Source organism: Methanobrevibacter sp., assembly GCF_045116495.1.
Classification (GTDB): Archaea; Methanobacteriota; Methanobacteria; order Methanobacteriales; family Methanobacteriaceae; genus Methanocatella.
Genome location: NZ_JBGULU010000091.1, coordinates 1 through 11,657, shown reverse-complemented (window position 1 = coordinate 11,657; position 11,657 = coordinate 1). Strand labels below are relative to the sequence as shown.

General features: G+C 31.7%; 8 protein-coding genes and 1 pseudogene. 5 read left to right on the top strand and 4 right to left on the bottom strand.

Going from position 1 to position 11,657, the window contains the following annotated elements; translation table 11 throughout:
- Positions 1 to 111 (bottom strand): annotated as a pseudogene (locus tag ACJMLH_RS04775) (5,10-methenyltetrahydromethanopterin hydrogenase); the annotation flags it as partial.
- A 442-nt stretch (positions 112 to 553) separates the two neighbouring features.
- Between ACJMLH_RS04775 and hmdC the strand changes: the two are divergent.
- From hmdC to ACJMLH_RS04750, 5 genes are all read left to right on the top strand, one after another.
- Positions 554 to 2,050, top strand: a complete 1,497-nt coding sequence (hmdC, locus tag ACJMLH_RS04770; protein WP_405275230.1) for a 5,10-methenyltetrahydromethanopterin hydrogenase cofactor biosynthesis protein HmdC — start codon at positions 554 to 556, stop codon at positions 2,048 to 2,050.
- Between the two features lie 459 nt (positions 2,051 to 2,509).
- On the top strand, positions 2,510 to 2,860 hold the full coding sequence (locus ACJMLH_RS04765; protein ID WP_405275228.1) for a pilus assembly protein: 351 nt from the start codon (positions 2,510 to 2,512) through the stop codon (positions 2,858 to 2,860).
- An 18-nt stretch (positions 2,861 to 2,878) separates the two neighbouring features.
- Positions 2,879 to 3,892, top strand: a complete 1,014-nt coding sequence (locus tag ACJMLH_RS04760; protein ID WP_405275226.1) for a molybdopterin-dependent oxidoreductase — start codon at positions 2,879 to 2,881, stop codon at positions 3,890 to 3,892.
- Between the two features lie 9 nt (positions 3,893 to 3,901).
- Positions 3,902 to 5,041, top strand: a complete 1,140-nt coding sequence (locus ACJMLH_RS04755; RefSeq protein WP_405275224.1) for a Coenzyme F420 hydrogenase/dehydrogenase, beta subunit C-terminal domain — start codon at positions 3,902 to 3,904, stop codon at positions 5,039 to 5,041.
- A gap of 10 nt (positions 5,042 to 5,051) precedes the next feature.
- A complete protein-coding gene (locus ACJMLH_RS04750; protein ID WP_405275221.1) occupies positions 5,052 to 5,456 on the top strand; it encodes a hydrogenase iron-sulfur subunit in 405 nt (134 codons plus the stop codon).
- Positions 5,457 to 6,581: 1,125 nt separating this feature from the next.
- Here ACJMLH_RS04750 and ACJMLH_RS04745 read toward each other — a convergent pair.
- The 3 genes from ACJMLH_RS04745 to ACJMLH_RS04735 all read right to left on the bottom strand — a co-directional run.
- On the bottom strand, positions 6,582 to 8,360 hold the full coding sequence (locus ACJMLH_RS04745; protein ID WP_405275219.1) for a ribosome biogenesis/translation initiation ATPase RLI: 1,779 nt from the start codon (positions 8,358 to 8,360) through the stop codon (positions 6,582 to 6,584).
- 183 nt (positions 8,361 to 8,543) lie between these two features.
- Positions 8,544 to 10,313: a PP2C family protein-serine/threonine phosphatase gene (locus ACJMLH_RS04740; RefSeq protein WP_405275217.1), complete on the bottom strand. Its 1,770-nt coding sequence runs from the start codon at positions 10,311 to 10,313 to the stop codon at positions 8,544 to 8,546.
- A 103-nt stretch (positions 10,314 to 10,416) separates the two neighbouring features.
- Positions 10,417 to 11,657 (bottom strand): PP2C family protein-serine/threonine phosphatase (locus ACJMLH_RS04735; protein ID WP_405275215.1); only part of this gene is annotated, 1,241 nt, incomplete at its 5' end.

Below are 11,657 nucleotides of genomic sequence, written 5' to 3'. Positions count from 1 at the left end.
AATGTTTTCTTTTCCGGTTGCTTCTGCAACTTCACAAGCTCTTGAGAAGTTGGTAATTCCACTTGCAGCGTGTGTTCTGTAACATCCTGCACCTAAAATTGCTACTTTCATTTTTTTATCTCCTTTACTATCATGTTGTTTGAATCTTTCTTTTAATTTAGAAAGAACCATTTTTTAGTCTCCATATTATTTAATTGAACTTTTTTTAAATTCAGTATAAATTTAAAAAAGTTTTACTACATGGCAGATGTATCTAAAATTGCTATTATTAAATAATTATGGTAGTTTATGCCATGTAGTAATATATTTTATTTAAATTGTAATATTATTTAAATCTTTACATTGAGCTTTATTTAGTATTATTTTTTCTATTATTTTTACTTTTTTAGTAATACTGGTAATACTATTTTTTTATTATCTTATAAATTAGTAATACTTTTTATCCGCGAATATAATTTATATAAACTTGATTTAGGCATGCCTAAAACGAAACATATTTATTCATGATTTCACGAAAAATATATTAGTTAAACTTAAATTTGGAGAATTTTTCATGTATGATTTAATAAAAAATGCGGTTCATGATGATGATGCGGCAATCGAAATTTCAAAAATGGATAAAGATGTAGGATCTGTTGTTGATGCAATTTCAGAACTTTCATTGGAAGAGACAATGAAACTTGGGATGCAATTTAAAAGATTTCCTTTAGGTTGTGACTTGACTGAAGTTGTTGCAGGAACATGTGCATCCGATTTGGAGTTAATGGATCTATTGGGTAATTGCCGTTTGTCAGATATGATTGGTGCTCCAATTCATATTTGTGCTTATGCATTTTCTGATATTGGGGAAAAATTCGGAATGACTGGACTTGAGGTAATGAAGAAAGTCCATGAAATTGTTGACGTTCCTCTTGATTTGGATCATTTCGGTGAAAATGGTGCAATGAGGCTTCCAAAAAATATCAGTGGATGTGGAGGGGAATGTTATAATAAGGGTCCTGCATTTACTGAATGTCCTCGCGGAAGAATTCACGAACGTCTGATTGATAAAGAAATGGAGCAAAAAGACGATAAGGAGGAATGGGTTAAATTATCATCATCCGTTGCAGTTAATGTTACCTGTGAACAGACTGGTGACGGGCATGCAGCGCCTTTAAGGGAAGCTGAAGACATTGCAAACTTGGCTAAAAAATATGGTAGAGGTTTAGAGTCCATCATGTTTGTGGGTGATGGTTATGATGAGGTCATAACTGGTTTTGAAAAGTCCATTGAAATTGGTGCGGACGTTATTGTAGTTGAAGGAGGTCCTTTTAACAGGTGTGAAAACACAACCGAAGCATTTGCAAAGACAATTGCGGCTGCAAGGATATTGTCACCCGGAAAAGTGGTTGCAACTAATGGGGCTTATGAACATGAGGTAAGGGCAGGTTTGAGATCCGGTTTGAATATGGTAATTACTGGGTTTCCTAAAAATCATCATGGATATATGTGTGGATATGAACCTGGAACTGCCAGGCGTGGAAAATTCGGACTTCCAAGAATAATTCAAATAATCAATGAAGAGTTTCCAAACAGAGGTCTTCCTGTACAAAAGCATGATTTGCTGGCTTTAACAACAGCTGTTAAAATTGCAGGTCCTGATTATGTATACCCAAGAAAAATAGGTGATTATCATGTTGGTGATGCACACTGGGCAACATTAGTCAATTCTAGAATGTATCAAAATATTGAATTGAAACATAGTTTGGATGAGATTGTTTCTCTGGCTGATGGAAATACAATATCTCTACATGGGGGAAGGTTTGTTTCATGGGTAATTGCTAATGAACTGGATAAATATGTTGATGAAATCATAATATCTGATGTTGATGAGTGGGTGTTAAAAAATACTGTAGATAACTTGCAAAATGCTTTAAATGCCACTATCATCGCTGAAAGTGATGATAAAGTTGCGGCTAAAAGCGCTAACTTTTCAATTGCATCTTCTACAATGATTCCTGTAAAAGAGAATATTTTGAAAAAGGTACCTAATGCATTAACTATTGTTTAGTAATACTTTTTTATAAAAAAATATGTTTAGCAGTAGTATTAATTTTAGAATTAGTATTACTTTTTTTATTTTATAATTTTTTCTATTTTTTAGTTTATTGCTTCATTTTAATTAGATATTTTTAAATATAATTTTCTTATTTGTAGCAATTCGTTTGTATTGACATAATAAAAGCTTATTTTTTATTTTAAATGAATTTAATTAATTTTCATAATTATTAATTTTTTTTAAAAAATTAATCTAAAGCATTAATTTCCTTTATTCTAAATTTATTTACAATATTTAATTCATTATCGATTTGTATTTTCTTATTTATTTAAAATACCTTCAAATAATCGAGTAATACTTTAATAACATTTATATGTTTATTACTATTAATTAGATAATAGGTTATTAATAATTAATTTTGTTAATTTTAATAATTCGAGATAATATTAATAAATAATTGGAGAGAGAGTAGTGGAGATTACTGTAGAAAAAATAGCGATGATTCGTGAAGATTTCAATCCTAAAAATACAAATTTGAATTTGGATATTGATTGGTCAGTAGAGTATATGAATACTGATCAAAGGAATATAAACTATAATATTGTTTTAAAATCTGGTGAATATTTAAATTTAAATTTTAAACTTGAAGGATTAGTCATATTGGGGGATTTGGAAGAATTTAATCATAATGAATGTTCTCAAATGATTTTCCATCATGCTTGCACTATTTTGATGAATATGATTTCACTAACTAGGCAAACAGAATATGATTTAATAAATGAAGGAATTAGTTCTACAGTTAATTTCGGTACTGCTTTTTAAATATTTTGGTGATGTATTATGTTTGAAATTAAACACACGTTATGCCCATCATGTAGTGTTGGCTGCGGTATAAACGTGATTTTAGATGGTGAAGAAATTATTGGGACATTTCCATATAAAAGACATCCGGTTAATGCTGGAAAAAATTGTGCAAATGGAAGAAATTCCATTGATTGTTACAATAACAAGTTTGAATCTTTTGATTTGAATAATGCAATTGCAGATGCATTAAAAGAAATTCAATCAGTTGATGCATCCGATGTAACTGTAATTTGTTCTGGAAATAATTCTATTGAAGAAATCGAAGCAATTAAAAATTTTGCTGAATCTAATGGTTTCAACATTGGATTTTATGCGGATAATTTAAAAAATTATGATGATGTTGCTTCATATGATGATATTGCACATGCAGGTAAAGTATTTGTAATTGGTGACTTATTGTATGAAAATCCTTTGATTGGAAGAAGAATTGTTCATGCAAAAAAAAATGATGCAAAAATATTTGCTTTAGGTAAAAATGAAAGTTCAGTTACTTTCAACATTGCAGATGAAACATCCACTTCATCAGTTCAGGAATTTTTGGATAAATTCAGTGGTGAAATTGATGATTCAACAGTTGTTGTATTTAATTATGTTGATGCAGCAGAGGACTTGGATAAATTTGAATCTTTAAATTGTAAAATTTTGCCTGTTTTCAGCAAATCCAATACAAAAGGCGCTTTAGGCATTATAGATTCAAAATCTAGTGATGAAATGATAGAATTATTTGATAGCACTAAAGTTTTATTAGTTTTCAATGATGATGTTGTAGATGAATTTGATTATGATTTTAGTAAAATATCAAAAATTATCAGTTTAGCATGTTGTGAAAGTAACACTACAGAAATCTCAAACATTGTTATCCCTGTCAAATCATGGTTGGAGCAAGAGGGATCTTTTGTAAATGCAATGGGCGATGTACAAAATTTCTATCCTGTAGTTGAATCTGATGATTTAGGTATTATTGAAGTTATCGAGGAATTAAACAAATAGAGGGATATTATGAGTTATGTTTTAGCAAAATCTCAAAATGCAGATATTCATGGAGCAGGTGAATGTGGTGGTGCTGTAACTAGTATTCTTAAATATTTACTTGATGAAGGATTGGTTGATGGTGTTTTGGCATTAAGTCCTCAGGATGACGTGTATGATGCTACACCGGTTTTTATCACTGACTCAGAAGATTTATTAAAAACTGCAGGGTCTTACCATTGTGCTCCGACTATGATTGGCGATCTTGTTCAAAAATACTTTTTTGATAAAAAAGTTGCATTTACAGTTAAGCCATGTGATATGAGGGCTGTTGAAGAACTGATTACTAGACACAAAATTAATAAAGACAATATTTATATGATTGGTTTAAACTGCGGTGGAACTGTTTCACCGGTTAGCGGTAGGGAAATGATTGATTTGTTCTACGAAGCTGACCCTGATGATGTTGTAAGTGAAGAAATTGATAAAGGACAATTTATCATTGAACTTGCAGATGGTTCCGAAGAGGCAGTTAAAATTCATGACCTTGAAAATGAGGGTTACGGACGTCGTAAAAACTGTCAAAGATGTGATGTAAAAATCCCAAGAAAAGCTAACATTGCTTGTGGAAATTGGGGAGCAGAAGATGGATGGACATTCATTGAAATCAATGACGAAAAAGGTCAGGAATTAATTGATGGTGCTAAAAAAGCAGGAATTCTTGAAACTAAATCTCCTGCTGAAGCGGCTATTGAAGGCAGAAAGAAAGTTGAAGGCATCATGATTAAGATGGCTAAGAAAAACCAGGATGCAATGTATCCAACAGTCAGTGAAATGGATGACTGGAACCGTTGCATTAGCTGTTATGCATGCCGTGACGTTTGTCCAATCTGTTGGTGCTTTGAAAATTGTGAACTAAACAAACCGTACTTCAAGGATGCACAAAATATTCCGCCTAGCCCAATTGCATTCCAAGGCATAAGGTTATCACATATGAGCTTCAGCTGTGTAGACTGCGGTCAATGTGACGATGTATGTCCAATGGACATCCCAGTATCCTTAATCTTTGATAAATTACAGAAAAAATACTTTAATAGAACTGGTTATGTAGCTGGAGTTTCAGATGATATCAAACCTCCATTATACAGCCCAGAAAAAACTGAATTATGAGGTGATTTTGATGTCTGATGATTTAAAAATAGTAGGATTATTATGTAACTGGTGTTGTTATGGTGGTGCAGACACTGCGGGAACCGCACGTATGCAATACTCACCAAACATTAGAATTATTCGAGTAATGTGCTCCGGAAGAATAAACCCATCAATGATATTCAAAGCATTCCAGGAAGGCGCAGATGGAGTATTCGTAGGAGGATGCCACATAGGGGACTGCCACTACGACGCAGGAAACTACAAATGGTCCAGAAGATCCAAAATAGTCGAAGACATTCTCGAAGAATTCGGAATAGAAAAAGAAAGATTCTGCCACGACTGGATTTCAGCATCCGAAGGAGAAAAATTCCAAAGAACCATGGAGGAATTCCACAAAACACTAACAAAATTAGGCCCATTAGAATTAAAATAGAGTTTAATAGTCAAGTCATATATTCTTGTAAATAGCTATATGTGATTATATAGCTATTTACTCCCTTTATTAATTGTCTTTCTAAGATTAGTGGCAATCTACTAATGTTAGAAAGATAGTTAAAATAGCGAATATTTTGATTATTTTTCGATTAATTATTTTATGTTGATAATTCATCATTAGCCGGGCAATATTGATTGTTGGCATAACCAGTTGATGTTGCCTTTTTTCTCCATCAATGTAAGATAATTAATGAATAAAGAGATTTATATAATTTTATATGGTTTCTTTCACTGTCTACAATAGCTATTAAAGCATCTCACTCCTCAAGACTTTAATAGCTATTATCTTTAATTAATATTTTTTTATCAATAATTATTATCTATTGTAGTATTATTTTTATAAAAAGTATTACTATTTTTATTCTTGTGTTTTTCGCAGATTTTCGTTTGTTATAATTATTAGGGAATTGTTTTTTTAAAATAACAATTTTTACGAAATATTTTAATAAATAAACTAATTTAAGACTTGATTTTTAATTTTAAATAGGTTTTGAAAAATTTCATAGTTATTATTTTTTTTCATTTTGGGGCAATGGTGCTTTATTGGAGCATATATTAACTTCAATATCTTTTGTTAAGGATATCCCTTATAAATAGTTCTCTTTTTATAATTTAACGCTGTATATGTTGAGTAATACTTTAATAACATTTATATGGTTATTACTTGTTAGTATAATATAGATTATCATAAATGATTTGATTTTACTTTCAAATTATTATGATAATTAAAATATGTCACGGCTCAATAGTAATTGGCCATATAACTCAAATGTAAATAGCTATTTAGCTATTTACTCTCTATCTTTCAATTATTTTTCTAAGATTAGTGGGAGATCACTAATCTTAGAAAGATAGTTAAGGGTCTTTAATTATCTTTCATTGGTCATTTCGTATTTTGAATTGTAATCGATATGTCTATTATGATATATGATATCTGTAATTATTTCATTGGTACAAAGAAATAATTAGCATATTTAATGGTTATTAAAGTTACTCCTCTACTTTAATAACTATTTTTTTTAAATAATCTGTTTTGGTTAAATGATGATGGTAATTGAAGAATTTAATCGGACAGGTAATAATACTCTCCTTTTTCTTTTTGTTCACGATCTTTGTAACTGTCGAGTTTATTTACTCTTGGTCTTTTTGTTTCTTTATCTCTTCTGAATGTAATGTTTAGATTTCCTAAAAATTCATTCATTGCATTTCTGAGATCTGTCGGTTTTGATGCGTGACCGTTTAAACCTGGAGTTCCATTGAATACCATTGCCCTGTCGGAGATGTAATCTATAAACACAATATCGTGGTCAACGATAAGTGATGCTGCATTTCTGCTTTCAACCATTTTACGAATAACCCTTGCAGCTATCAACCTTTGTTCAACATCTAAAAATGCTGTCGGTTCGTCAAAAAGATAAATTTCAGCATCTTTTGATAGTGTTGTTGCTATAGCTAATCTTTGAAGTTCTCCTCCACTTAATCCTTTAACGGGTTTATCAAGAATGTCGTTTAAGGTTAGAGGTTTCATAATTTCGCTTTCAAAGAGTTTAGTTCCGAAATTAGGCACATTAACATATAGGAATTCCTGTACTGTTCCTTCAAAGTTGGAAACAATGTATTGTGGTTTGTAAGCTATTGTAACGTCTTCATCAACTTCTCCGGTAGTTGGTTCTTCTACTCCTGCAAGCATTTTTGCAAATGTGGTTTTACCTATACCGTTTGAACCGAATGCAGTTACAATTTCATCATAAAATATTTCACCAGCATCTGCACTTAGCTTAAATCCGTCATAGTCTTTGCTTAAGTCAGTGTAGCTTGCAAGAGCATCTCCTTCATCTTCAGGAGTTGGAGGTCTTATTGCAAATTCAATAGGAGTTTTTCTAATTCTGACATTTTCTTCTGATAAAAATCCTTTGATATAAGCATTTATTCCTAAACGAACTCCTTTTCTTCCGGATACAACACCATATCCTCCAGGTTGCCCATATAGGATATGGATATTGTCTGAAAGCGCATCTAATGTTGCAAGGTCGTGTTCAATAACAAGCACGCTTTTGCCTTCTTCAGCAAGGGACCTGATTACACGAACTGCATTTAATCTTTGGGATACGTCAAGCCAGGATGTAGGTTCGTCAAAGTAGTAGAAATCACCTTCCCTTAGAACTGTTGCGGCTATTGCAACTCTTTGAAGTTCTCCTCCACTAAGATTTTCCATTTTTCTGTCAAGCACATTTTCAAGCTGCAATTCCCGAGTAACATAATCCAGTTTGTCCCTTTCATTAACATTTGAAAGCAAGTCTTTAACCTTGCCTTTTACAACTTTCGGAAGCTTGTCAACCATCTGTGGTTTTAATATGGTTTTAATGTTGCCTTCAGATAAATCTTGGAAATATTTTTGAAGTGCTGAACCTTTGTAATATTCAATTACTCCGTCCCAGTTTTCCGGAGTATTTTCAAAGTCTCCAAAGTTTGGTATTAGATTTCCAGACAGTATGTTCATTATTGTTGATTTACCAATACCGTTTTGTCCTAAAAGACCCAAAACGGTTCCTTCTTCTAGGCTTGGAAGACCAAACAGTTCAAATTGATTTTGTCCAAATCTGTGGATAGGTTCACCTACAGCTTCAGGTAGGTTAATAATTGTAATAGCATCAAATGGGCACCTGTTTGTACAAATACCGCACCCTTCACATAATTCTTCTGATATCAACGGTTTTTTTGTATCTTCATCAATTACTATGGTGTCTTCATCCATTCTGACACCTGGACAGTAATGAATACAAAGATAATCACATTTTTTAGGTTGACATTTGTCTTTGTCTAAAATTGAAATACGAGTCATTATAATCTCCTTAAAAATATAATCATTAATAATTTTGTTAATTCTATTTAATTAAGGTTTGTAAAATTAGAATTTTGATTTTTAAAAAAATTTGCTGAGTTGAAATTTTAATGGAAAGAACCGGCTTAACCGGGTAAAAATTTTCTATCACTATGTATTTTAAAGGATAGTAATTCTAAATAACTATTTCAGTCTAATGGCAAACATTGTTGTGTCATCAAACTGCTCCTGATTTTCGCAGAAATCATCTATATCCTTTTCCACGGCGTTTATTATCATTTCTAAATCCTCATTTTTATGCTTATTTAAGATGTTTTTTAATCTTTCCTCGCCGTAGAAATCATTATAATTGTAATTTGCCTCAGTTATTCCGTCAGTATATAAAAATATCGCATCTCCGGATTTTAACTGGAGTTCATTTGTTTCATAAGGCATATCTTCCATTGCAGCTAAAACCACTCCGGGATCTATGGTGTAATATTCAAAATTCTCATTTTGCTTGATTAATGGAGGATTGTGTCCTGCATTGACATAGGATAATTTCTTTGTCTTGAAGTTTATTTTTCCAAGCCAGCATGTAACGAAGAGATTTTCAACATTTCCTTCACAAAGAAGATTATTCACTTCATAAAATACTTCTGAAGGATCTTCTAAATGTCGTGCATAATCCTGGATTAATGTCATTGCTTTAACCATAATCAATGAGGCGGTTATTCCTTTTCCACTGACGTCTCCTATCACAAATCCTATATTGTCATCATCTATTTTGAAAAAGTCATAGAAATCACCGGCAACTTCACGTGCAGGTTTCATCAGTCCCCAGATTTCACATTTTCCACCATCATTATACTCTTCAAAATTTTTGGAAATCATGGAATCCTGTATTTCATGACCTAATTTCATTTCTGTTTCATATCTCTCTTTTTGGGAAGTTACTTCAATTAGCTGTTTTGTGTAAAGATTCAAATCTTCTTCCATGTTAAGCATTGACTCTGCAAGGGATTTCAGTTCATTGTTAACGGTTATTGAATTTAAATCGTCTTTAAGCATTTGATAATCTTCTTTGTTATTCATTGATCTGGACAATGATTTTGATAACCGGTTGATAGGTTTTGTCATGTTTTTTTCCAGGTAATACATATAACCTAAAACTGGAATGAGCATTAATGTCATGTAGTTTATAATAATGTATGAAAAATTGCCGAGTACGTCTGTCGGAGTTATGTCCTCAGGAATAAATACATACAGAGGTAAAGTCGCTAACCCAAGCAGGATTAGCATTAGTATGAATAGGGAATAATTAATTTTATTGAATAAATTTAGAGGTATATCTTCTTTTATTGCATAATTATCTCCCAATGGTTTTGTTATATAGGTTATCAGGAGCACCATTACTAAAATACTTATCATTCTTGAATAAAGTTCATTGTTCACCAATAGGATATTCGCCAGTCCGATAATGATTGCGGCAATTAATATGATGAAGTAAGCTTTTTCAGGCAAAATATACTTCAATTCTCTTTTTGGAGTATATAATGGTATTTTATATTTGACTGTAGTATGTATCCCCATTATCAAAATAAGCACGCTCAATGGGAATATCATTACCATATTTTCATATAAATACTCGGCATCGGAATTTCCTTTAATGAATCCATATAACAGAATATACGCCACTCCCATATAAACTATAAACAGGGAGAAAAATTTAATTATATTGTATAAACTGTTTAAATTAGGAATTTCATGGCCGTCCCGGTTCATAACGGAATACCATAATTTCCACAGCATCATGCTGCTTATAAACAATACAGTCATTATTTTTAGGACAAATATGATGTCACTTGGGTCATATACAATGAAATATATGCTTTCTACTATAAGGAATCCTAAAATTCCGATAGGACCCCACAATAAACCTAAAACAGGCAGTATGGCAATTTCAATGCTCATATCTGAGGTGGCATCAAAAATATTTAGCAGTAATATTGTTATAAAAGTTATGCTCATTGAGAATAATAAAATAAATTTTTTTGATTTAAAAAGGTTCCTGATTCTATTCATAACTTTCACAACCGTTGTATTTTATTACCAGTATTGTAATGTCATCGATTGGATTATTATAATTGTAAACTTGATTTAAATCGGTTTCAATGCTTTTAATCATATTTTCTAACTTCTCATCATTATATTTGTTTACTGTTTCTTTCAAAAGATCATCACTGTAAAAAGAATCAGGAGTGTTTCTTTTTCCTATTGCTCCATCAGTATATAAGAACACCATATCTCCAGGACTTAAATATAGGTCCTGTTTTTCATATTTTACATTTTCCATGATTCCTAAAGGATAATCAGGTTTGACAGTTAAATATTCGAAATCCTGATTGTCATGTTTGATTAATGGGGGATTATGTCCTGCGTTAACAAAACTTAACTTTCCGCTCTTGATATTTAATTTTCCAAACCAGGATGTGACAATCACTTTATCGTCATTTCTCATAGAGGTTAACTCATTAACCTCTTCAAAAAGTTCTTCAAGATCAGAATTGAATTTGCTGTGGTTTTCAATTAGTTGCATGGTTTTGACCATGAATAATGTTGCAGGAACTCCTGTTTCACTCACATCTCCAATAAAGAAAGCTATATTTTCTTCATCTATATTGAAATAGTCATAAAATGCTCCCCCAACCTCTTTTGCAGGTTTCATTAATCCATAAATCTCAAAAGGCTCGCCATTGGAGAATTCATCGAAATTTGTTTTAAGCATTCCTGATTGGATATTGCTTGCAATACTAAATTCAGTTTCAATTTTTTCTTTCTCGGCGGTTGTCTTTTGGAGGTCATTTAAATTGTTTTCAATGTTATTGTTTAATGTGATAAACGATTCAATCAGTCGTGAGATATCATCGTTGTTTTTCAAATAGTTTTTGAATTTTTCAGTGTAGTTCTCCCTGTAGTCTTCATCTTCATCATTTCCGTATTGGTTTAATGAATCGATTAGGCCGTATATAGGATTGGTTATCGTTTTTTCAACATAGTGGATGTGGAATATGCAAATGAGAATCATCAGCCCGCTTCCAAAGCAAAAGTTGAATAGCTGAATGTAATCTTCATTGAAGTGGTATGTAAAAATCATACTGATAACCATCAGCTCATCATAAATGACGAAAAATAGGATGGACAATATTATTAGGAAAAATAGGATAATTTTTTCTATGATTGAGTATTTGACAGTTCTCACTTCAATATTTGCTTCAAACTTGTTTAAACAGAATAATATTGCCATGATGAGGGTCA